Annotated in this window: 23 protein-coding genes and 1 pseudogene; 6 read left to right on the top strand and 18 right to left on the bottom strand. The window is 35.6% G+C overall.

The genetic code is table 11. The annotated features are described in order from the left end of the window. Positions 1–4 precede the first annotated feature (4 nt). On the bottom strand, positions 5–475 hold the full coding sequence (locus MKO96_RS14710; RefSeq protein ID WP_240587893.1) for a DinB family protein: 471 nt from the start codon (positions 473–475) through the stop codon (positions 5–7). A 181-nt stretch (positions 476–656) separates the two neighbouring features. Here MKO96_RS14710 and MKO96_RS14705 point away from each other — a divergent pair. Then, positions 657–761 (top strand): annotated as a pseudogene (locus tag MKO96_RS14705) (permease); the annotation flags it as partial. A 319-nt stretch (positions 762–1,080) separates the two neighbouring features. On the opposite strand, the gene MKO96_RS14700 reads toward MKO96_RS14705, so the two are convergent. From MKO96_RS14700 to MKO96_RS14665, 8 genes are all read right to left on the bottom strand, one after another. Continuing rightward, positions 1,081–1,584: a DinB family protein gene (locus tag MKO96_RS14700; protein WP_240587892.1), complete on the bottom strand. Its 504-nt coding sequence runs from the start codon at positions 1,582–1,584 to the stop codon at positions 1,081–1,083. Between the two features lie 362 nt (positions 1,585–1,946). After that, the gene (locus MKO96_RS14695) at positions 1,947–3,323 is read right to left on the bottom strand and encodes a sensor histidine kinase (protein WP_240587891.1); all 1,377 of its coding nucleotides are present in this window, start codon (positions 3,321–3,323) and stop codon (positions 1,947–1,949) included. A 1-nt stretch (position 3,324) separates the two neighbouring features. Then, the gene (locus MKO96_RS14690) at positions 3,325–3,996 is read right to left on the bottom strand and encodes a response regulator transcription factor (protein ID WP_240587890.1); all 672 of its coding nucleotides are present in this window, start codon (positions 3,994–3,996) and stop codon (positions 3,325–3,327) included. A gap of 159 nt (positions 3,997–4,155) precedes the next feature. Beyond that, on the bottom strand, positions 4,156–4,995 hold the full coding sequence (locus MKO96_RS14685) for a YitT family protein (RefSeq protein ID WP_000747488.1): 840 nt from the start codon (positions 4,993–4,995) through the stop codon (positions 4,156–4,158). A 505-nt stretch (positions 4,996–5,500) separates the two neighbouring features. Beyond that, the gene (locus tag MKO96_RS14680) at positions 5,501–6,856 is read right to left on the bottom strand and encodes an MFS transporter (protein WP_240587921.1); all 1,356 of its coding nucleotides are present in this window, start codon (positions 6,854–6,856) and stop codon (positions 5,501–5,503) included. A 40-nt stretch (positions 6,857–6,896) separates the two neighbouring features. Beyond that, positions 6,897–7,589: a LutC/YkgG family protein gene (locus MKO96_RS14675; RefSeq protein ID WP_098109942.1), complete on the bottom strand. Its 693-nt coding sequence runs from the start codon at positions 7,587–7,589 to the stop codon at positions 6,897–6,899. Between the two features lies 1 nt (position 7,590). Then, positions 7,591–9,003: a LutB/LldF family L-lactate oxidation iron-sulfur protein gene (locus MKO96_RS14670; RefSeq protein ID WP_240587889.1), complete on the bottom strand. Its 1,413-nt coding sequence runs from the start codon at positions 9,001–9,003 to the stop codon at positions 7,591–7,593. After that, on the bottom strand, positions 9,000–9,728 hold the full coding sequence (locus MKO96_RS14665) for a (Fe-S)-binding protein (protein WP_240587888.1): 729 nt from the start codon (positions 9,726–9,728) through the stop codon (positions 9,000–9,002). Before MKO96_RS14665 ends, MKO96_RS14670 begins: the two co-directional genes overlap by 4 nt. Before the next feature lie 183 nt (positions 9,729–9,911). Here MKO96_RS14665 and MKO96_RS14660 point away from each other — a divergent pair, with 183 nt between their 5' ends. Further along, positions 9,912–10,784: a LysR family transcriptional regulator gene (locus tag MKO96_RS14660; RefSeq protein WP_240587887.1), complete on the top strand. Its 873-nt coding sequence runs from the start codon at positions 9,912–9,914 to the stop codon at positions 10,782–10,784. Positions 10,785–11,129: 345 nt separating this feature from the next. On the opposite strand, the gene MKO96_RS14655 is transcribed toward MKO96_RS14660, so the two are convergent. Next, a complete protein-coding gene (locus tag MKO96_RS14655; RefSeq protein WP_240587886.1) occupies positions 11,130–11,399 on the bottom strand; it encodes a 2TM domain-containing protein in 270 nt (89 codons plus the stop codon). A gap of 275 nt (positions 11,400–11,674) precedes the next feature. Here MKO96_RS14655 and MKO96_RS14650 point away from each other — a divergent pair, with 275 nt between their 5' ends. Continuing rightward, positions 11,675–11,929 (top strand): SunI/YnzG family protein, encoded by a 255-nt coding sequence (locus MKO96_RS14650; RefSeq protein ID WP_240587885.1) that lies wholly within the window; start codon positions 11,675–11,677, stop codon positions 11,927–11,929. A 194-nt stretch (positions 11,930–12,123) separates the two neighbouring features. On the opposite strand, the gene MKO96_RS14645 is transcribed toward MKO96_RS14650, so the two are convergent. Further along, a complete protein-coding gene (locus MKO96_RS14645) occupies positions 12,124–12,765 on the bottom strand; it encodes a hypothetical protein (RefSeq protein ID WP_240587884.1) in 642 nt (213 codons plus the stop codon). 467 nt (positions 12,766–13,232) lie between these two features. Here MKO96_RS14645 and MKO96_RS14640 point away from each other — a divergent pair, with 467 nt between their 5' ends. The 3 genes from MKO96_RS14640 (at position 13,233) to MKO96_RS14630 (ending at position 15,966) form a co-directional block, all read left to right on the top strand. Further along, a complete protein-coding gene (locus MKO96_RS14640; RefSeq protein WP_240587883.1) occupies positions 13,233–13,880 on the top strand; it encodes a hypothetical protein in 648 nt (215 codons plus the stop codon). Positions 13,881–14,494: 614 nt separating this feature from the next. Next, a complete protein-coding gene (locus tag MKO96_RS14635; RefSeq protein WP_240587882.1) occupies positions 14,495–15,526 on the top strand; it encodes a S66 family peptidase in 1,032 nt (343 codons plus the stop codon). Between the two features lie 44 nt (positions 15,527–15,570). Next, complete coding sequence (locus MKO96_RS14630; RefSeq protein ID WP_000454078.1) at positions 15,571–15,966, top strand: DUF3224 domain-containing protein; 396 nt, start codon at positions 15,571–15,573, stop codon at positions 15,964–15,966. A gap of 232 nt (positions 15,967–16,198) precedes the next feature. Here the strand turns inward: MKO96_RS14630 and MKO96_RS14625 are convergent, their stop codons facing one another. The 7 genes from MKO96_RS14625 to MKO96_RS14595 form a co-directional block, all read right to left on the bottom strand. Beyond that, positions 16,199–16,576, bottom strand: a complete 378-nt coding sequence (locus tag MKO96_RS14625) for a hotdog family protein (RefSeq protein ID WP_240587881.1) — start codon at positions 16,574–16,576, stop codon at positions 16,199–16,201. Between the two features lie 86 nt (positions 16,577–16,662). After that, on the bottom strand, positions 16,663–17,910 hold the full coding sequence (locus tag MKO96_RS14620) for a DUF1015 domain-containing protein (RefSeq protein ID WP_240587880.1): 1,248 nt from the start codon (positions 17,908–17,910) through the stop codon (positions 16,663–16,665). A gap of 15 nt (positions 17,911–17,925) precedes the next feature. Continuing rightward, on the bottom strand, positions 17,926–19,098 hold the full coding sequence (locus MKO96_RS14615; protein ID WP_240587879.1) for a 3-phosphoglycerate dehydrogenase family protein: 1,173 nt from the start codon (positions 19,096–19,098) through the stop codon (positions 17,926–17,928). 12 nt (positions 19,099–19,110) lie between these two features. Then, complete coding sequence (gene serC, locus MKO96_RS14610; RefSeq protein WP_240587878.1) at positions 19,111–20,193, bottom strand: 3-phosphoserine/phosphohydroxythreonine transaminase; 1,083 nt, start codon at positions 20,191–20,193, stop codon at positions 19,111–19,113. 211 nt (positions 20,194–20,404) lie between these two features. Further along, positions 20,405–20,596, bottom strand: coding sequence for a DUF378 domain-containing protein (locus MKO96_RS14605; protein ID WP_000670802.1), 192 nt, complete (start codon positions 20,594–20,596; stop codon positions 20,405–20,407). A gap of 89 nt (positions 20,597–20,685) precedes the next feature. Beyond that, positions 20,686–21,753 carry a glycoside hydrolase family 113 gene (locus MKO96_RS14600; protein WP_240587877.1) on the bottom strand — a complete coding sequence of 356 codons (1,068 nt, stop codon included), beginning with the start codon at positions 21,751–21,753 and terminating at the stop codon, positions 20,686–20,688. 402 nt (positions 21,754–22,155) lie between these two features. Then, positions 22,156–23,043, bottom strand: coding sequence for a CPBP family intramembrane glutamic endopeptidase (locus MKO96_RS14595; RefSeq protein ID WP_240587876.1), 888 nt, complete (start codon positions 23,041–23,043; stop codon positions 22,156–22,158). Between the last annotated feature and the right edge of the window lie 170 nt (positions 23,044–23,213).

The raw sequence follows: 23,213 nt of genomic DNA, 5'->3' as shown, positions 1-23,213 counted from the left end.
TCAGTTAACGCTTTGATGGCCAAGCTCCCTGCATTTTCCTTAATTGAATAATTTGGCCTGTATGATAAGCATCATGAAGCATGATGTCCAGTAATTTCCCCTCTAGTGAATTTTGCTCAAGCTCTCTTTCGGAAATTGCACTCAATACTTGTCTTAAATTATGTTGAGCATTTTCAGAACGGTCAACGACTTGTTTCCATTCCATATCATCATTAGATTGCTTAGTAAGATAAAAGGTGTCATTACCGTCAAGATTATGTTTCCATTCGCGGCCTTCTAAGTTTGCAGCAAGCCTCTCTTTATAATAAATGAGATGATTAACGTTCTCCCAAATGGTATTCGTTTCCTCACCAGATGGTTTCCACATAGCCTGTTCGGCTGTAAGTCCTTCTATAGCATGTTTAAACGGTGCATACCAACTCTCTTTATCGAATGTTGAATCTAGTGTGTTTAATAACAAGTCAATTCGTTTCAAAGTAAGTTCCTCCCTAAATAGCTAAAGTTTCAATAAAATCCTTATAACTCTGTAGAGATTCTACATTTTCAAATAAACTTCCTCCTAATCTTATTCCATAAACTAGTCCAATTATGGAATAGGATTAGGGGAATTTTTTCACTTATGAAACATCGAGGTTTTATTCAGTTCTCTCGAATGAATACTTCACTCGAAATTACGGTCATTACCGAAAGCTGATGAAATTACAGCGGATACTTTTGAGCTTCGGTTTAAGGAAGAACGCGGGAAAGGTGCGGCTTTATAGCAGAAAGAAAATATTATCTAATCCATAATGTGTAGTTATGATAAAATTATTTAATTTAAAAAGCTCAAACAAACATAACCCCGTTCTAAATTTAGGACGGGGTTAAAAATATAGTTGTTTCATTTTGTATGTAAGATACTTTACTACACTAAAAAATATAACAATAAAGTTGTTTGAAAATCTAAGTTTTATTCAACAATAGCGCCCAATTGTGGAAAATCAAGATGATGATTTTGATTGCTGCCTTTTTCCTTTTGACTAACGCACCGGTTTAAAAACGGAACCATTTAAAGGAGATTAGCGCTTGAGTAACTCTGTTTTATTTTGAATATAGGTAAAGTCCAAAATCTTGCATAACGGAGGTTTGCCCCATTTGCCGCAACATGGTAGCTATATTGCCACGGTGATAAGAACCATGGGTGACAACGTGAAGTACTGATTCAGAAATAGAAGTTTCAAGCACCCCAGCATATGGGTTATTCACCACTATCACCTTATCAATATCTTCTTGACTGTTTAAAAGGGCTTTGTTTCGTTCGGATAAGTCTTGAAATATTTCTTTCATTTCCTCAATATTTTTCGTTTCCACCTGTTCTCTCAATTGGTTTGTAGACACCATTGCTTCATTCATACTTTTACCTAAGATAATGTCAAACCATGCGTAATCTGTAAGATAAATGTGCGACAACACCTTTGATACCGAAGAAAAACCACTCTGAATTTCCTTATGATAAATGTCCTGTGGTAGTTCTTTTAAACGATCAATTATCACTCCATTTGCCCATACGTGGTATTTGTACATTATTAATGCGGGGTGTGTCATATTAAAGTCCCTCATTTCTAATAGTTTTTTCGTATTAAAACAATTGATGCCTAGATAAATAATTTATCTATAAATTCTGTTGTTCAATTTATTTATTATTCCATTTCATTTATAATATTCCTTCCTAAACTAATCTGACCTGTTACCATAAGTACATTCCTTCACACCCCCTATTTATTCACATGGATATCCAAATTAATCACAAATTGTTATTCAAGGATATGGCCCAATTGTGGAATAGAATGAATCACATTTTTTCAAACAACTTTTTGTCACTTTACACATAAGCAAAAATATATCAGCGATCTCCCGAAACAAAATGACAAAAAAGAAGAGGCAGTTTCAAAAACAGCCTCTTCCATCTATTTCGGAAGTTCCACCTGAACAGTAGTCCCTTCCCCTTTCGTACTATACACTGAAACGTTTCCATTATGCAGTTCAACAATCTTCTGCACGATTGATAATCCTAAGCCACTACCTTCAACGTTTCTTGCCCTTGCCGTATCTACTTTATAAAAACGATCAAATATACGATCCATTTCTTCTTTTTCCATACCGATTCCGTTATCAGATATCGAGATTATAACGCTAGATTCTAACTCTTCGACAAAAAACTCAATAGTCCCACCATCGTTTGAAAACTTAATACTATTCGTGAAAACATTACTCCATACTTGATGAAGTAGGTTTTCATCACCTTTTATAGTGATATCCGGCACATCAAATTCAACGGCGATATCTTTTTCCCGCCATTTCCACTCGAGCATAAAAATGACGTCTTTAATTTGTTTCTGCAAATTAAATTCTTTTATTTGCAACACTTTCTCTTCTTTATCTAATGAAGCAAGCGTAAGTAACTGTTTACATAAACTAGACATTCGCTTACTTTCGCCCTCAATAATTTGTAAGTAATGATTTCTTTCTTCTTCACTCATCTTTTCTGTTTGCAACGTCTTCGAAAAACCTTGTATAGAAGAAAGCGGCGACTGGAATTCATGTGAAACGTTTGAAACGAATTCTTGTCTCATTTCATCTAGTTCTTTTATACTTTTCGTCATCTTTTGGAAGCTTGTAGATAACGTTCCTATTTCATCTTTTCGTTTTACGTCTAATTCAATTTCATATTCACCACTCGCAATTTTTTGCGTAGCCTTCGTAAATTTACGAATTGGGCGAACGATATAACCTGCTGCAATCGCTATAAAAATAATACTTAATAACACGATAAACCCAAGTAAAACCGCTAAGAAAATTCGCATCTCGCCAAATTGGTTCTGAATGTCAGGACGAATAAATAATGCGTACTGTTTATCACCGTGTTTTACCGGTACACCGACACTATTAATTAATTCGTTATCGAAAAATCCTGTAATAAAGAGACGCGTTGGATACGTAGAAACACCATTAAACGTTTCCCCTTGCAACACTTTACGGACGGTATCATCACTTATCGTCGTCTTACGAAACGCATTACCGATACGCTTTCCATTCTTTTGATCATCGACAATATAAATTTCATATCCTAACTTTGCGATAGAATGTAAATACGCCTCTTGATTTTCTTCGCTTTGCTTTTCATATAACGATTTTACTTCTTCAGCATACTTTAAAATCTTTTCGCTGTTATACGGTTTTAACTTCACTTGATAATATACGTTCGTTAATAAAAAACCGATAATACTACTAAGCAACATAATACCGACTGTCATAAAAACAAATCTAGAATATAGTGATTTCATTTTATTTCAACTCCAACTTATACCCGAGTCCGCGCACTGTCGTAATTTGAAAATCATCCGTTCGTTTTGAAAAACGATCTCTTAGTCTCTTTACATGAACGTCAACCGTTCGTTCGTCCCCTTCAAAATCCATTCCCCATACTAGCTCAATTAATTCTTCTCTTGAAAATGTTCTTCCAGGATAACTAGCAAGTTGTGATAATAACTCAAATTCCTTTAAAGGAAGCAAAATTGTTTGACCGCTACACTTTACCTCGACACCTTTACGATCAATTGTCGTTCCGTGGAGTGTAATAATGTCAGCACTCAGCATTTGATAACGACGTAATAAGGCTTTCATACGGAAAATGACTTCAGCTGGCTCAAATGGTTTTACAATATAATCATCCGTACCAGAAATAAATCCTTTTTCTTTATCGACTAACTGATCTTTCGCCGTTAATAAAATAACTGGTATATCATGGTACTTCCGTATTTCTTCACATAGCGTATAGCCATCAACGAACGGCATCATAATGTCTACTATCGCAAGATGAATGTTTTCCTTCTCTAATACTTCTTGCGCTACCTTTCCATCTTCCGCCTCAAAAACTTTAAACCCCTCTTTTTGTAAATGGTAATGCAACAATTCTCTAATATGTTTATCATCATCAGCTAATAAAATATGTATCATCTTCGTTAAACCCTCTCTTGTTCATCCTTCTACATTTCTTACATTAAGAAACAATTGGATTTTTTGCAAGAAAAAGAAAAAGAATCTATTTTGAAAAAAGATGATTCAAAATAGATTCTTACGTTTTAGTATTAAGATTATTTTAATGTAAAGTAATTTCTATGCTTTAGAAATATCAACGAATCCTTCTCCAAATACGTCACGAACATCGTGTATAGCGATGAACGCAGCCGGATCTGTAGTTTGAACAATCCTCTTTAGCTTCACTACTTCTTGCTTATTAATAACAACATAAAGAATTTCCTTCGGCGTTTTCGTGTAATAACCATGACCTGAGTACACCGTAACCCCTCTGCCCATTAAGGTAGTCACCTTCCCAGCAATTTCATTTGGGTTATCAGAAATAATCGTAATAGCCTTCTTCGGATTTAAACCTTCAATTACAAACTCCATCACTTTCGTTGCTACATATAGCATAATAATTGTTATCATCAGTTTTTCTGCACCAATGATGAAATAAGATGAAAACGCAACAATTAAATCGAAGAACAGTAAACCATAGCTAATGCTCCATCCTAAATATTTATGCGTCATCCTTGCTAAGATGGTAGTACCTGCTGTTGTTCCGCCAACGCGAATAATAAGACCAATCCCGCACCCAATAAATATTCCTCCGAAAATGGCATTTACAAGCATTTCATCCGAAGCAATCGTCCAGCCTTCTGTTAAATGAAGAAATAGCGAGTTCGTAACTACAGCGATAATCGTATAAATTGTTGTAATCTTATTTAAAAATTTATAACCAGCTATTAACAAAATCGCATTTAAAATTAAGTTAACTAAGCCTGGTGACCATTCAAATAAATAATACGTAATAATCGTGATACCAGTTACTCCACCCTCACCAAACTCGTTCGGGATAACAAACAAATTGACACCTAACGCAAAAAGAAATGCACCAATAATAATAAAAATAATGTCTGTCGTTCTTTTTTTCATACAGTACCTCACTTCTTATGTAAATATTTATTCTGTCATAAACTCTCACCATTATATCGTGGAATATTCAAATCGAACAGTGGTTTATTTTTATTTTAATATAGGGTAATAAATCAACTTTATCCTATATCCACATGTAATTAAAAAAAGATAACAACTGTATTTATTATGTACTGCAAATAAAGTTTTGATTTCACATGCAATTCACGCTAAAAAATGAATAGGAACACTCTCACTCGCACAAACTTCGAATACAAAACAAATAGGCGAAGCTATAGAATAAACTTCGCAGCAAGCATTTGATTACAGAGATTTATATGAAATTTTATACCTCCGTATGTTGTCGATTTTCTTTCGTTGATCATTTCACTTTATTTCTCCCGGGGGAATGAAAAAAACTCCATTAAATTTGCATACTTAGTATGCAAATTCAGGAGTTTTTTCATATACCGCTATTCGAATTCACTTCAAATGCATTCAACTCATTTTGTATACCTTACTTTACTCATTCAAAATTAGCTCGAGGTTCCTCTAGCCTCTTTTTACTTCTCCAGTTAAATAAGCTTTCAGTCTTCGTTTGCTGTCCTGGTTTCACAAACAACATTGCCCCCATTGCAATAGCGGCCAAAATGGCAGCTACGATAAACATAGAAGGATAGCCATAACTTACAACTAAGTATCCAGTTAATGTTGGGGCTAAGATTGTCGCAATATTAGCGATGAAATGCATAATTCCACTATATGTTCCTGCGTAAGCAGGAGCAGCTGTATCGACAATAATTGCCCAAAATAATGAACTTGGTAAAAAAGCACACGCATTTCCAAGCGACATAAGCGCTAATACAGCTACATAATTGTTCATCGCTGGAATGAAACTAAAACAAATCGCTGTAAGTAATAAAGCAATAATTGGTAACCCTGTTCTAGCTAAACGAAGATTCCCTGTTTTATGTAAAATACGATCAGATAGCTTCGCACCTAGTGGTAATGTGATACAAGCTCCAAGCCAAGGAATCATTCCAAGATACCAAAGGGAAGATAATTGAAAATGGAATACATCTTGCAAATATTTCGGTGTCCAAGTTAATATTAAAAAATTGATATATTGGAAGCAAAAATATGCTATCGTAACCATAACGAATGTCGGAACTTTAAAAAAGGAGTACCATGGCTCTTTTTGAATTTCTTTCTCTGCTTTTACTGATTGAAGCACACCTTCCGTACTTCGTATTTCAGCTAGTTCTTCTTTTGTCACTCGCGGATGATCCTCAGGCATATTCGTAAAAGTAAAATACCAAATAATCGCCCATACAATCCCTATTGTACCAAGGATAAAAAACATGATTTTCCAACTTGTAAAAGATAGTAAGAAGACTGCTACAGGTGCAGTTAATACTGCCCCTAACGGAACACCGACAAAACCAAGGGATGTTAGAAAAGCTCTTTCTTTTGGAGCTGCCCAGTTTGCTGCTGTCTTATTCGAAACCGCGAAAGATGGCCCTTCTGTTAATCCAAATAAAACGCGGAAGATAGCAAATCCTATTAAAGCAGACCCTCCAAAAACAGCAATCCCTATTTCTCCAGCAAAAGCAGTCGCAATTTCAAAAATAGACCAAGCGGTTGCTGCTACGATCCATACAAATTTCGGTCCTTTTTTATCTGAAAAAATACCTCCTAATAAAGAACCGATCATGTAACCGTAACCAAAATACCCTAATATAGCTCCCCACTCCTTCGGGTCAAAGCCATATTCTTTTATAATGAAGGACTGCGCATAAGCGATGGCCCCTCGATCAATATAATTCACCATCGTAATAAATGTGAGCATCGTAAAGACATAATAACGAAATTTATTCTTCATCAAAATCCCCACTCCCCCTCGTATTCTTTTGTTTTTCTCTCTAATCCTTTAATAGAATGACATGGACCTTTCCAGGACCATGAACTCCAAAAGCTAATTCCATCTCAATATCACCTGTCCGGCTAGGCCCAGTGATAAAATTGATACAGGCAGGTAATCCGTTCGAAACTTGTTCGTGAATTCTAGTTACTCCTTCTGTTAAACGTCTACAAATTGTATGTTCTGAGAGAACCGCTACATAAACTGCTGGCAAAACGCTAACTAAACGTCCGCGTCCGCCACCATTCCATAAAACAACGGTTCCAGTCTCAGCGAGTCCCATTTCGGCATATGTAATTCCCATATCTACTTGCGCTGCGTAATCCCGTAGTTCTCTTTCCCCTTCTTTACTTTGCCAAATTCGATGAGAAACGAAATTTCCTATTAAATGCTTTCCTATTTCAAGTTGATGTAATCTATCATCATCCCAATACACCGCAGATTGAACATTAAATTTATGTACAACATACTGAAGTGCACTCCCTATTTCTGAACGGTGTATATGACTTACTTCTGTATGTAACGTATACAAGTTTGCAATAAACTGCTCTATTAAACTTTCGTGATCTATCTCATTAGAAAAGTGCCTAAGCGGATTGTTTTTCCACCTGGGAGGAGTGACTCCCGAGCGACGTTCTCGGTTTAATTTCCGTGCGATATTGTTTAAAAAAGACTCTTGTACATCCGTATTCATATTATGAATCCCTCTTTTCTTTTTTCCACCAATCACGGAATGATTGTTTCGCAGGTTTTGGAAAATCTCTACTTTCTGTCCACCCTTTTAATGGGCCTGGTCCATTCGCAATATAGCCATCTTTTGCAAATATCGATAAGCCTGTATGTGCCAGTTTAATTGCTTTCTCATAAACGAATGGATGACTAGCCATAAACGTAAAACCTTTAAAGGCCAGTTGCTCAAATTTCGTTATAAACCCTTGTTCCACCACATCTTTACGATGCTCAATGAGAAGATCATGTAATGGAATTTTCACGGGGCAAACATCTGTACACGCTCCGCACAAACTTGATGCAAAAGGTAATTCTTTTAAATCTTCATATCCTTCTAATAAAGGCGCTAGTACTGCCCCAATTGGCCCGCTATAAACACTTCCATAAGCATGGCCCCCAATATTACGATACACAGGACAAACATTTACACAAGCTCCGCACCTTATGCACTTTAATACTTCTTCATAAGCAGTTCCTAAAATATCAGAACGGCCATTATCTAGAATAATTAAATGAAATTCTTCAGGTCCATCCATATCTTCATGTAAACGTGCCCCATTAATTCCAGTTACATAAGATGTAATCTTTTGGCCTGTAGCACTTCTTGTTAACATTGAAACGACTACATCAAGATCTTTCCACGTGGGAACAAGGCGTTCCATCCCCATAATAACAATATGAACTTTTGGCAATGTCGTAGTAAGGCGAGCATTTCCTTCATTACTTATAAGAACAACTGATCCAGATTCCGCTACCGCAAAGTTACAACCAGAAATACCAATATCAGCTTCTAAAAACTCTTTACGCAATTTCTCCCTTCCAAATTGTAGCAATTGATTCGTATCAACTGGTATCTTTCTTCCTGCTTCCTTAGAAAAAAGCTCTGCTACTTGTTCCTTCGTCTTATGAATAGCCGGGGCGATTAAATGGGATGGAGCTTCTCCAGCTAGTTGAATAATATACTCTCCAAGATCAGACTCTACTACTTTCACCCCTATCTCTTCTAAGCTTTTATTAAGGTGTATTTCTTCTGAAACCATGGACTTTGACTTAATTACTGATTTCGCTCCTTTTTTTCTTGCGATTTCAGAAACGTACGATACGGCACCTTCTGCTTTGAAAGCGAAATGAACATGTCCCCCATTTTTTCGAACATTTGTAGCTAATTGTTCCAAATAACTATCTAAATTTTCAATTGTATGCATTCGAATTTCAGATGCTGCCTCACGCCATTCTTCCATATTCCCTAATTCCTGTGTAGCTTGTTCTCGTCCCATCCGAAGCCGATCTTGTGTAAACGGAACCGCGCTTCTCATCTGCGGATCGTGCAACGCTTTATCTACTCTGTTCAAAAAAGCTTGTTCCCTCGCCACACTCATTTATTCAGCCCCTTCGCCAGTACTTCTGCCACATGTAACACTTGAATATTTTTATTTTTTCTACGCAATCTTCCTCCAATATTCATAAGACATCCCATATCTGCTCCGATTAAGAGATTTGCTTCTGTCGCCTCAATATGTTTTATTTTTTCATCGACCATCGTTTCAGAAATCGAGCTCATTTTTACTGCAAAAGTACCCCCAAACCCGCAGCAATCTTGGCAATATGGTAATTCTTTTACGTCTAGACCTTTTACTTGCGATAATAACTGAAGTGGTTCCTCTATGATCCCGAACGCACGACTCATATGACAAGATTGATGGAAAACAGCTTTCTCAACAAACTTAGATTTCAAATCACTTTTTCCAAGTACATTTACTAAAAAATCCGTCAACTCATACGTTCTATCTGCTAAATGAACCGCTTTTTCATACCATTCACTATCATCTTTAAACATCTCTTTATAATAATGATGGACCATACTAGCACAAGAACCTGAAGGAGTCACAATATATTCACTATGTTCAAATGCTTTGATCATTTGCTTTGCTGCTAGTTTTGCTTCTTCTTGATATCCGCTATTGTAAGCTGGTTGCCCACAACAAGTCTGTCCTTCAGGAAAATCTAGTTCCACTCCACATTGCTTCATAATTTCTACGACACTCTTACCTACTTGAGGAAAAAACACATCTGATAAACAAGTAATGAATAACGAAACTTTCATAAAAATCCCCCCTCAAAGCGATACAATCTATTTTCAAGTTATTACTTTGCTAAATTAAATTTTAAATTTTTAGAATTTTCTATTTTTAAAACTTTTTGTTTATGATATCATGTTGAATATTATATGAAAACTATCTATAAGGTTGTTTTTGTATACAAAAATGGTATAGAAAGGGACTTTGACATGGATATAAGAAAACTTCGTTACTTTATTGTAATTGCTGAGGAAAAACAACTAACTCGTGCTGCCCACCGACTTCATATGGCACAGCCACCTCTAAGTAGACAACTATCGCTACTAGAACAAGAATTATCAGTAAGCTTATTTGAAAGAAACGGTCGAAATATGCATTTGACTGAAGAAGGAAAAATTTTATATACGAAAGCCAAAAACATTATTCAACAATTAGAAGAAACCATTACGGAGATTAAAGATACCGGTGAAGGGCTAAGAGGCAATCTATCTATTGGAGCATTTCATTCTTGCATTCCTTTTCTCTCTGAAAAAATCCGCTATTTTCAAGATAACTATCCAAATGTGAACTTAAAAATATGGGAAGGTGGCCCTTTATACTTAAGTGAGCAATTAGAAAATCGGTATATCGAACTTGCTATCTTGCGTACACCTTTTAATAAAGATGTTTTTTCTAGTATATGTTTATCAAAAGAACCTTTCGTATTAGTCATGCCTGCTAAATGGGAACTATATCATTCTCACCTCCCAATCCCTCTAACCGAATTAAGCCATATTCCCCTTTTACTTTTACATAAAGATAAAGAAAATAGCTATCATCAGCTCGTCATCGATGAATGCAAGCACCTTGGTATAACATTAAATATAGCATGTGAATGTCCTGATTCAGCATTTATTCTTATGCTTATCATGACTGGAATCGGCGCCTCAATCTTGCCGAAAAGTGCTGTATCTCATATCCCGCAAGAATTTATAAAAATAGTAGATTTAATAGATTTCCCTTATGAGTCTGAATCATCAATTATATGGCTGAAAGATCGGAAACTTTCAAAAAGAGCTCAACGATTTATAGCATGTACATGAATAAAACTTAGAAGTGTAGCGATAGATCTCTTCGCTTCTCCATCGCTATTACCTCGTTTATAAAATTATTTCTTCTATTATTATCAGTGAGCATGTTATATTAGCCGCTTATGTGAATACGGGAATGGCTCATTAATCCTTCTAAACAAAAAAACAAAGACGCGAAGTCATAGAAGAGGCTTCGCATCTTTGTTTTTTTAAAGAGATTTATATGAATGGAAATCCTCCGTCAGGTCTTTACCACGAGCGTCACACCTTACTGCTTTGTATCCCATTTTTCTAAACAGACGTAGAACAATACCCCATCCTCAGTATTATTTTGAAAATCGAATGATCAAAATAGATTTACTTATCTTTCTCCATATATTCTTTAATCTTTCGTTCTTCCCACTCTTTTCCGAATATCCCGAATGGAAAAGTTGTCAAACCATGTATAACGATACCGATCCCCCAACCTCCAAGTGGATATAAAAACCATAATTTACTTGAATCAGAGCTTATATTTATAAAAAAAAGCATTAAGTTAACTAGTATATATACCGCTAAATGAATATAAAACGCTTTTAAATTCTCCACTCTTTTTTTAGCTCGTAAATAATTCTCATCTCGCTCCATATATAAACACCTCTTTCATTATTGTATTTTTTAAATTCGCTCCGATCTAAACATCATATTCTAATCGGAAATCCCTTATTCTCAAAAATTCACACAATAAAAAAGATCGTCTTCATTGCAGAAAGATTGCAGATGCCAGTGGATACCCTCTTTTGTTCGTGGTACGATACCTTGTGAAAAAAATTGAAAAATCAAATTTCATAATAGAAATAAAACCTTTAAATCTGTATAATAAAATTAATAGTGACATTTTAATACAGAAAGGTTTTGGTAACATGCTAGGTATCGATGTCAAAAAAACAGATGAAGAATTAATTATTTCATGGCAACTAGCTAAGGTTCAAATCCCATTAAGTGAAATTATTGAAGTTACAGAAGATGAAACCTATGCTGGTGTAGAAGAAAAAAACGTAATCCGCATTGGAACAGCATACGCTACAACAGATCGGATTTTAATCAAAACAGTAAAACAAAATTTTTTATTATTTACAACGAATAGAGTCGCAATTTTGAATAAAATCAATGCATAAGCAGTACGATAAAACACTTGTCTGAATAGTTTTATCTAATTCAACTGTATACCCGAATTTTTAAAATTATTATAGATACAATGATGTACTTTAATCCCGAATATAAAATAAACAAAAAAGTACCCATCAAATAATCATACACATGATCATTTGATGGGTACTGCATGATACATTTGTTATTTACAGAAGTCTAATTAAGACCAAATCCAAACATCATCATTATTTTCAACGTCGCTCTTTACCTTATGAACTTTTTCAATGTTGTCCGTTGTGTTCCAGTTAATAGAACTTCCGCCCCATCCTACATACTTCATATCAATTTTTACTTTCTCACCCGTATGAAATACTTGTCCCTTCGTTAAGAAAACATCAATAATATCTTTTTTCCCGTTTAGCGATGGATACTCAACTACGACATATTTAGTAGAACCGTCTCCCCCATATTCCATCGTTCCTATTTTTGATACTTCCCCAATTACATAATCAGGTGAGCCATCTTCGTTCATGTGCATGCCCAACTTATTTGTTGTATTTTCAACTGCAGTTGCAACCATATATTCTGTAAAATTACGCATCATAGATCCAGTTGCTTTAACTTCATCTCCTACTTTCACATTTGAAAATGAATCCATATATATACTAACAGGTTCTTCGTATTGCTTAGATTTTACGACAATTACACCGTTATCTACTTCTACTACTCGTCCTTCTAATGTTGAGAAATTCGATTCTATAGAAGCAGCACTCGCTTTTGTTAGTTCTAACCCTGGTAAATTCGTTCCTGATAATGCTGCGATCCCTAAAGCACCTGCTAAAATTAATTTTTTCATACCCATTATGAAACATCTCCATTCATGATGATTTTATTTTTGATTGGATACGACCAACCTGTAATCATTATAGTTACAGGTTATAAAAAATAGCAACCATCTTTCTTATGTAATGTTGCATACTGTGATTTTTAAATATACAGCAAGAGGACTACATTCTCGAATTATAATAGTTAATTTATTTCAAAGCTAAAATAACCTTATAAGCACGGTATAAAAAAATTAAGAGTTGCTTTCAGTCCTAAAGTTAGCGAATAGCTTTATAAAAACTCACTCAAAATCTATTCAACGAATTGAAAAATGAACCATGTCGAATTTTATTTTTATAAAATTCAAATTTCAAGGAGGTTTTACAAAATATTACACAGAATTATTCGTATATCGTAATATAATTGGAAATTTTTTACGATTAATTTCATTTTATCTACCACGTTTAGACAAAATGAAAAACATAACAAAAGGAGAGATATAGATTGAAAAGAAAAATTAGTACAGCTGTTGTAGGTTTATCGGTACTTAGCTTTGGTCTTTTTGGTGTAAATATTGGGGATGGCGGCGTTGTAAAAGCTGAGCACGGTGAAACTTTTGCTCCGAAATTAGAAAGCCATGGGGACCACGGTGGCGCTCCTGCTTTCAATGTTGGCGATACTCCTGCTCCGAAATCAGTAAGCATTGGGGATGGCGGCGGCGCTCCTGCTTATGATCATGGCAGACCTCCTATTTCATCATATAATAAAGGGGATACTCCTGCTCCGAAATTAGATTCACATGGAGATTCATGGGCTCCTGCTTATAATAGAGGCGACGGTGGGGGGGCTCCTGCCTACACGAATACTCATGGAGAAGGAATGGCTCCTAAAAAAGAGAGTCACGCTGACTTCTTTGCTCCTACGTTAGAAACGCATGGTCATACTGGTGCCCCTGCTTTAAATGGTGGGGATACTCCTGCTCCGAATTTAGATTCACGTGGCGATACTGGCGGCGCTCCTAAACTTGAAGGGCACGAACATTTCCCTACTCCTAAACAAGAAGGGCATACACATTTCCCTGCTCCAAAAGTTGAATCTCATGGCAATACTGGCGGCGCTCCTGCTAATTCTGAGCATGGTACAGGTATTTAAGTTACCAAAATTGAAATCTATTTTGTTTACCATTTTCATATATTTACAAGGAAACCATTTGATGTAACGAATATTATGTATATACATGATTTCTACCGTGATACACTCTACCCGAGAGAAATTTCCAATACATATGTGGTTTTCAATTCTAAAAAATACACCTAGTAATTAGGTGTATTTTTATTTTACCTCTCTATCTAATAATTAAAGAATACTCCCCTAAAAATCCCAACAAAAAAACCGAAGAAACTACCTATACTTCAGACACTTAAAGTACCACGAACGTTGCGATTTTTAGTGACACTCCGCATCCAATCTCACTTTCATCCCAAGTGCCTAAAGGCGATAGCTTTCTTGTTCAGGAAAAGCTGTAACCTTTCCATTCATGATGATGTTATTTTTCGGATTGAATACGACCAACTTATAATCATTACAGTTACAGATTGCAGAAAATAGCAACCCTCTTTCTCATGCAATTCAACACTAAGACTGAATTCTTGAATACCAGCAGGTAAACGGATTGATGATGAAGAAAATAATGTGATGCATCATATTTTTCAAAGCTACAGTTTGTATAGTCGTAGTCCATTACATTATGTAGGAGCGGAGTTAACATGTTAATAAAACCAAACAGGTTACAAGCAGGAGATATCGTGGCGACAGTAAGTCCTTCATGGGGCGGTGCAGGTGATTCTGAAATAAGATGGCGATATGAGCAAGGAGTAAAAAGATTAGAAGAAGTTTTTGGTCTTACGGTTATTCCCATGCCAAATAGCTTAAAAGGTAGCGAATACCTTTATAACAACCCAGAGGCTCGTGCGGAAGATTTAATGACAGCATTTAAAGATACGCGCGTGAAAGCAATTATTGCGAATATTGGCGGTGAAGATAGCATTCGCTTACTTCCCTATATAGATTTTAATGTAATACGTGAAAACCCGAAAATTTTTATGGGATACTCTGACGTTACCGTTTCACATTTGTTTTGTCATAAAGCAGGAATTTCCTCTTTTTACGGTCCAGCAATTTTAACTGATTTTGCTGAAAATGTAGAGATGAATCCTTATACAATTGAAATGGTAAATCGGACTCTCTTTTCAAATGAGACAATTGGCGAGATTCAACCAGCTCATGAATGGACGAGTGAGCGTTTAGAATGGATAGAGGTAAATAAAGATACAAGGCGTACGATGAAACAAAACAATGGCTATGAGGTACTTCAAGGCTCTACTACCGTGCAAGGACGCTTAATTGGTGGTTGTATAGAAGTATTGGAATTTGCAAAAGGAACGGAACTTTGGCCTGAGAAAAAACATTGGGAGGATAGCATTCTCTTCTTTGAAACTTCTGAAGATCATCCAGAACCAAGCTATATAAAGTATTGGTTACGAAATTATGCAGCGCAAGGCATTCTTCAAAAAGCAAAGGGTATCATCTTTGGTAAACCAAAAGACGAAATGTATTATGAAGAATATAAACATGAAATATTGCAAGTTATGAAAGAACATAACTTAGAAGATTTGCCGATTCTTTATAATTTAAATTTTGGTCATACCGAGCCGAAGTTTATTTTACCTTACGGTGCGATGGCAGAAATTGATTGTGAAAATGGGTCTTTCTCTATTTTAGAGAGTGGCGTGGAATAAAGGAAAACTTTAAATAAGTATCTAATTGGAGGGAGATTACGTGTATGGAAGTAACATTTACAGTAAGTAAATGGGATGAAAAACTAATTGATGATACTAGAAAAGATTTCCCTATTAATATTGCTCATGTTGAATATGATATTGATGGTGAATTAAAAGGAAAAGCTTTTGTTGAATACTTATTATATTATTTAGACTCAAATATAAATGATGGTCATTTAGCTACTGCTAAAATTTCTGGATTTTTACACTTTGAAGGAATTTATAAGGGGCAACAAGGGACATTTACAGCTATAGAGCAAGGAATATTTGATAAAGGAAATTTAGATTCCCCAGGAACAATTATTAAAGCTACCGGTAACTTAGAAAATCTGCGAGGGTCCTATCATTATCAGTTTACAGGTCAAACCAGTAAACTAATTTTAGAATTTGAATTTTAGCAAAATACCTTATAATGTAGTTGAAAGGACATTTCTTGTAATACTAGGAATGTCCTTTTTTGTTGACGAGCTTATTCAACTATTCTTCTATTAGTTAAGAAAAGAACAGAGTATATTACATAACGTCTTATTATCAGTATTCAACGATGCATAAAATTTTCGTTATTGTGGAATTAAAAATCTAAGCTCGAGAGGCATGTGGCTCCCACCTATTCATTACTTTTCCTACTAACTAAAGAATAATCCCAGAAAAACTCCCCTTCATAACTTCTTTTTCAAGTTGATTCCTACATATAAACATCGCAATAATTTTTGTGCGATTTTTTTCATCGGGTTCAAATTGTTCAATGGTTACGTCACAACGAATCGTATCACCACTAAAGACAGGACGTATAAATTCAAAATCCATCTTGCGAGCTAGTACGTTATAATCACCGCCAATTTTTGTAGGCAATGTTGATGTTAACAGTCCTTGTACAACAAATCTCCCCTGCTCATCTGGTGTCACATGATGAACGCCTTCATCTTTCGATACTTCTGTAAATAACGCAACATCTTCTTTTGTAAACGTTCGTTCAAAGGTGATTTTTTCGCCTACTTGCAATTTCATCCATCCCCCTCCTCAAAAACACTTTTAAAATAAGAAAAACCGAAACTAAAAGTCATTTCGGTTTTTCAAACTAATGAAGTCTATATTTACTTTAAAGAATGTACAAACAACCCACTGCGCAGTTTTGGTTCAAACCACGTTGATTTTGGCGGCATAACTTCTCCAGCGTCTGCGATTGATAATAAAGCTTCCATTGATGTCGGATATAATGAAAACGCTGCTTTATATTCACCGCTCTTTACAAGGCGTTCTAGTTCTTCTAATCCGCGAATTCCTCCTACAAAATCGATACGTGAATCAGATCGCGGATCATGTATTTCAAGCACTTGGCTTAATAAATGATCTTGCAGAATAGATACATCTAAACCTTTAACGAGATCATTCGCATCAAACGTTTCCTCTTTCACTGTAAGCTTATACCACTTCTCGTTTACATACATTCCAAATGTTTTCGGCTCATTTGGTTTATACGGAGACACAGATGCTTCTTCTACATAAAAGTATTGTGCAATTTGCTTTAAAAACTGTTCTTCTGATAAGCCGTTTAAGTCTTTTACAACTCGGTTATAGTCCCAAATGGATAATTCATCGTGAGGGAATAATACAGATAGGAAGAAATTAAACTCTTCTTCTCCTGTGTAATTCGGATATTGTTCTCTTCGCATTAGTCCTACTTTTGCCGCTGATGCAGAGCGGTGATGCCCATCTGCAATGTACAAGTTAGGAATATCTTCAAATGCGTTTACTAAAGTAGCCATTACTTCTTCATCAACTATTTTCCAGGCAACATGCTCCACGCCATCTTCTGCTGTAAATGTATAGATTGGTGCATGTTCTTCTTTCCAGCTAGCAATGAAACGCTTTATCTCTTCTTTTGTACGATACGTTAAAAAGATAGGACCTGTATTTGCGTCACACACATCTACGTGACGAATGCGATCTAGTTCTTTTTCATGACGCGTTCTTTCATGTTTTTTAATTGTATCATCTTCATACTCATCAATCGATGTACAAACGACAAGGCCTGACTGCGTTCTTCCTTGCATAGTCAGTTCATAAATGTATAACGCTGGCTCTTCGTCTTGAATGAACACTTCTTCTCGTATAAATCGATTTAAATTTTCACCCGCTTTTTCATATACACGATCATCATACGGTGAAAGTGCCGGGTCTAAATCAATTTCTGCTTTATCAACGTGTAAGAAAGAATGCGGATTCCCTTTTACAACCTCTCTTGCTTCTTCACTATTTAATACGTCATACGGTAAAGCTGCAACTTCCGCTGCTTTTTCTTCTACTGGACGAATGGCCCGAAACGGTCGGATTTTTGCCAAGTTTTCCTCACTCCTTTACACAATCATTCGAACGGCTACAACACCTGTAATTTTGCTTATATTTTCCACTATATTCTCTTTTATTATATCATCAATTCCGTTATCAATATCAATCATTGTGTATGCCCAAGAATGTTTACTACGATTAATCATATCCGCAATATTAATATGATGTTCTGCTAAACATCCTGTAATTTGTCCTACCATGTTCGGAACGTTTTGATGCATGATTGTAATACGTTTCTTTCCGATATACGGCAGTTCTACGTTTGGATAGTTTACTGAATTACGAATATTTCCCGTCTCTAAATATTCACGTAATTGACGTGCTGCCATGACCGCACAATTTTCTTCTGATTCAGACGTAGATGCACCAAGGTGAGGCGTCGCTGTTACATTTTTCATCTTTATAACATTCTCATTCGGGAAGTCTGTTACGTAATGCGCAATAACCTCTTCTTCTAACGCTTTTTGAAGAACTTTTTCATCTACAAGTTCTCCTCTAGAGAAATTGAATAAACGCATACCTTTTTTCATTTTCTCTACAGCGTGTTCACCAATAATCCCCTTCGTTTGATTCGTAAGAGGAATATGAAGTGTAATATAATCACATGTTGCGAAAATTTCATCTAAACTAAATGCTCTTTGCACTTGCGTAGAAAGACGCCATGCTGTTTCAACTGAAATGTAAGGATCATATCCGATGACGTCCATCCCTAAAGCTAACGCATCGTTCGCAACTAAAGCACCGATTGCGCCAAGGCCAATTACACCTAAACGTTTCCCTGCAATTTCTGATCCGACAAATTGTTTCTTCCCTGATTCAACAAGCTGCGGTACTTCTTCACCTTCTAAATTTTTCGTCCAGCTTACACCGTTAATAATGTTACGTGAAGACATAATAAGGCTGGCGATAATAAGTTCCTTTACTGCATTGGCATTCGCTCCTGGTGTATTAAATACTACAATCCCTTTTTCTGTACATCGCTCGACAGGAATATTATTTACACCAGCACCAGCTCTTGCAATCGCCTTTAAGTCTTTTGAAAAATCCTCTTGTTGTAAAGAATAGCTGCGAAGTAAAATACCATCTGGGTGATCCATTCTATCCCCTACTTCATAACGCTCTCCATCAAGTACTTGCAAACCCTTTTCCGCAATTTGATTTAACGTTTGAACACGAAACATAACCCCATCTCCCTATCTATTCTCAAGTTCAAATTCCTTCATATAATTTACTAATTGCTGTACACCGTGTACTGGCATCGCATTGTAAATACTAGCGCGCATACCGCCGACTGAGCGATGTCCTTTTAACGTAACAAGGCCGCGTTCTTTCGTTTTTTGTAAAAACTCATTGTTCAGCTCTTCTGATGGTGTTGTAAACGGAATGTTCATAAGTGATCGATACGTAGGATCAACTGGTGAAGTAAACAATTTTGATTCATCTAAGAAATTGTAAAGAAGTGAAGATTTCATTCTATTCTGTTCTTCAATCGCAGATACCCCGCCTTGCTCTTTCAACCACTCTAGTACAAGTTTCGTTACGTAAATACTAAAGGATGGCGGTGTATTATATAAGGAGTTATTTTTGCTGTAAGTTTCATAGTTTAACATCGTAGGACAAGAGCGATCTGCTCCCCCAATTAAATCTCTTTTTATAATAGCAATCGTTAAGCCCGCTGGCCCTAAATTCTTTTGCGCTCCCGCATATATAAGGCCAAACTTCGAAACATCATATTGTTCTGATAAAATATTTGAGGACATATCCGCAACGAGCGGTACTTTATCTAAATGTGGAATGTCCACATATTTCGTACCCTCAATTGTATTATTCGTTGTAATATGTATATAATCTAGTTTTTCATCATTTGGTAAACCATCCAGTTTAGGAATCGTAGTAAACTTCTCTTTTTCAGAAGAAGCAAGCACTTGTACTTCCCCTACTTTTTCAGCTTCTTGCATCGCCTTTTTAGACCATGAGCCAGTTAATACGTACCCTGCTTTTTTATACGTATTCATTACATTTAACGGTATCATAGAGAATTGTAATGACGCACCGCCTTGTAAAAACAGTACTTCATACTCATCAGGAATGTTCATTAATTCACGAAGTAGGTTACTCGCTTCATCTATAATACTTTGAAAATAAGAAGATCGATGACTCATTTCCATAATAGACATGCCTGTCCCGTTATAATTTACAAGCTCCTTTTGCACTTTCTCTAAAACCGGCAAAGGGAGTATTGATGGTCCAGCTGAAAAATTATATACTCTCTCCATCACCCTGAAAACCTCCCTATTTCTTATTTTTATTAATTTTTAAACTTTCTGAATTATAACCCGAAATATAATACGTGGTCAATTTGTTTTCTATTATTACGGCGCAAGTCGCAATGGAATCGCTTGCATGTGCAAACTTTTTTTTATAAACATACAAAAAAGTGTTAAGTACATAATCGTACTTAACACTCTAGTAGTAAAAGAATGATAGCTAATTGTTCGTAAAGAACCGATCAAAAATTTGATAAATAGCAGAAAGACCAAAGAGCCAATAAATAGTGTCCACAAGCGCCGGCATAGAACCAAACCATTTCTCAACTACATTGTAATCTAACGCTACAAATAACCAATTCAAACCGCCAAGAATCACCAAAATTACTGTAAGGTAAGACAAAAATTTCATTCTGATTGCCCCCTAGGTGATAAGATGGTGAAAGGCCTTTCACTAGAAATATATGTGGTAAAATTCAAAACTTACCTATTTAATAAAAATTATTTTCGGTACCAGCCGTTAATAACTGCCTCTGCTTCTTTACTATGTATTTGATACGCATGCGTACTATTATGGGAGCCAATAAACCAAATAGAAAAACCTTTAAAATACGGTTTCGTTTCTAATACTTCTCGGTAAGCACGCCATCCGTTTCGTTGTACATCTTTTGAAAACACATTTGAAATATCTGGATTCCACGGATTTTGTAATCCAAGTTCACGCGCCGGAACGTTAAATCCACCAAAATAAACGGGCTTTCCTGTTGCTTTATGTAATTGCTCCAACTGCTGCACAACATTTTGCCCACGATTATACACTGTCGTCGCAAATAAACTTTTCTTTACTTCTTCATATGTTGGATTTCTTTTTCCTGAAACTTCAAACCAACTATCGATACTTACAATATCCACCTTTTTTAAATACGGACGATTGATTTTCTCTTTAAACTTCGCTTCATACGAAGGATCAAAGCTTGCTGTTAACCACCAATTCATTTGATACAAAACATTTCCTTTATACTGCTTACGAACAAAATCAATCGTATCGCTCCAGTATCCTTCTGCATATTCCATATTCACGAAATTAGAGGCAATCTTGAGTCCATACACATTGTATTTACTTGTAATCGAATGAAAGATGTCTTGTAGAATAACCGTTTTCCAATTCCAAAAGAAATCATTAATATTACTCGGATTCCATTCCGTTTCCCCAACATTTCCTTGCTGAATATACGGGAACGGTTCCACGATAACTTGAATATTACGCTTTAATAATTCTTGAATTAAAATAATAGCCTGTTTCTTTTGTGCTTGATTAATTACCATGTTCGTAGAAGTCACGTTCGGAATATCAACTTGAATCGGTACATTTACTGTATTTAAATTTAAGCGATTCACATCTGCTAATACTTTCGATACATTTCCAACTTCCCATACCGTTACGTTTCCTGACTTTATCTTTCCTGATTGAACAGTATTCACATCTGCCTGTATATTTCCTTGGAAACAAAAAGAAAACAACATCATACACACTCCTAAAAAACTTACTAAACTCTTATTTTTCCTCACAACTTTCCTCCTATAATTTTTGGCATTCTTGCTTATTCTATACAACGTTTCACATATATTCCATAAAAAGAAGAGTGGGATTTTCATCCATAAAAATGCTATTCATCCTTTATTCACACCTTATTCATACTAACCTCCTAAAAATAGTAAGTTAAATAAAAAAGGAGCGTATTTCCGCTCCTTTTTTATCTTTTCACAATTGAAGTTATTGAATTTTTTCTGATAACCTAACCAAATCTATTTTTTCGTATAAATAAATTTTTATACTCATAAATGTATCAAAAATTTTTATCTATACTCGTTTTTTGTTTGTATTACTTTTATATTTACTTCATTTGTATTACTTTCATGTCTTTGAACACTCATGATCGCACCCCCATTATATTTGTATATAACATCCGTCTAATTATGATATTTGGTAAAATTCACTATTCGAGACGTAATTATTGCAGTAATTAAGATAATAATAGCGGTTATCAAGCCAGATTCTCCAATCCAAATCTCAGTTTGATATCCTGTACTTGCACGTGCGAAAGGTCCTTGTATAATGGCATTCCAAGTGGTATGGATGATAACCGAAGGCCAAACGCTACCTGTGATAAGTCGTAAATAAGCTGTAATATAACTGAATGGCACAATACAAAAATAGATGCCAAGCACTGAAAGTAGGACAGATGATCCCTCTACATATAGACCAGCAATAACAATTGGAACATGCCACGTTGCCCAAATCAATCCACTAATAAGGATGGGCCGCGAAAACTCTGCATCGACTAACCTTGTGAGCATATAACCTCGCCAACCCATTTCTTCTCCCAAAACTGGGATTAAGTTAAGCAAACTTCCTAAAATGCCGCTCAATACTACTAGATAAATGAAACTGAATGGTTCCAGTAGATACTGAAGTCCAAGTATTTTGTAGATTGGTTCTAACATACCACCTTCGGGATGCTGAAACCTCGCAATTCCGCTCAACCAGGCGATAGAATAAGTAATTCCACATATTATCATAGGTATTAACAGAGCAAGACCAATCCCCTTCCATATCTTTAAGTTACCGAGACTAAAAGATACATCTTTAAATCCTTCTTTCAATATTATGCGAGTCAAAATAGAAGAAATTGCTGGGGTAAACATATATACCACAATAAGCGGCATACTTTTAGTAACCATTACTACTACATTTAGGATAATAGAAGTAATTGTTAAGATACTTAGAAAGAGTTGAAGTCCTATTTTAGCACGTTGGATTTTATCTTTATTGTGGAACGATTTTGCGTGTAATATCATTGTAATCCGCCCTTCCCCTTTAATTCACTTGTTTATCGAATTTACTTCTTGTCATTTCCACGGACACAACTTAGAATAAAAATATTTTGGCATACAGATCATTCATCTTTAAAATCCCTCCCAAACTCATAATCTAGTCTTACTTGCGACTCATCAATGTAATTATTATT

Source organism: Bacillus sp. ES1-5, from assembly GCF_022487605.1.
GTDB classification, from domain to species: Bacteria; Bacillota; Bacilli; order Bacillales; family Bacillaceae_G; genus Bacillus_A; species Bacillus_A wiedmannii.
This window is presented reverse-complemented; position numbering and strand designations above follow the sequence as displayed.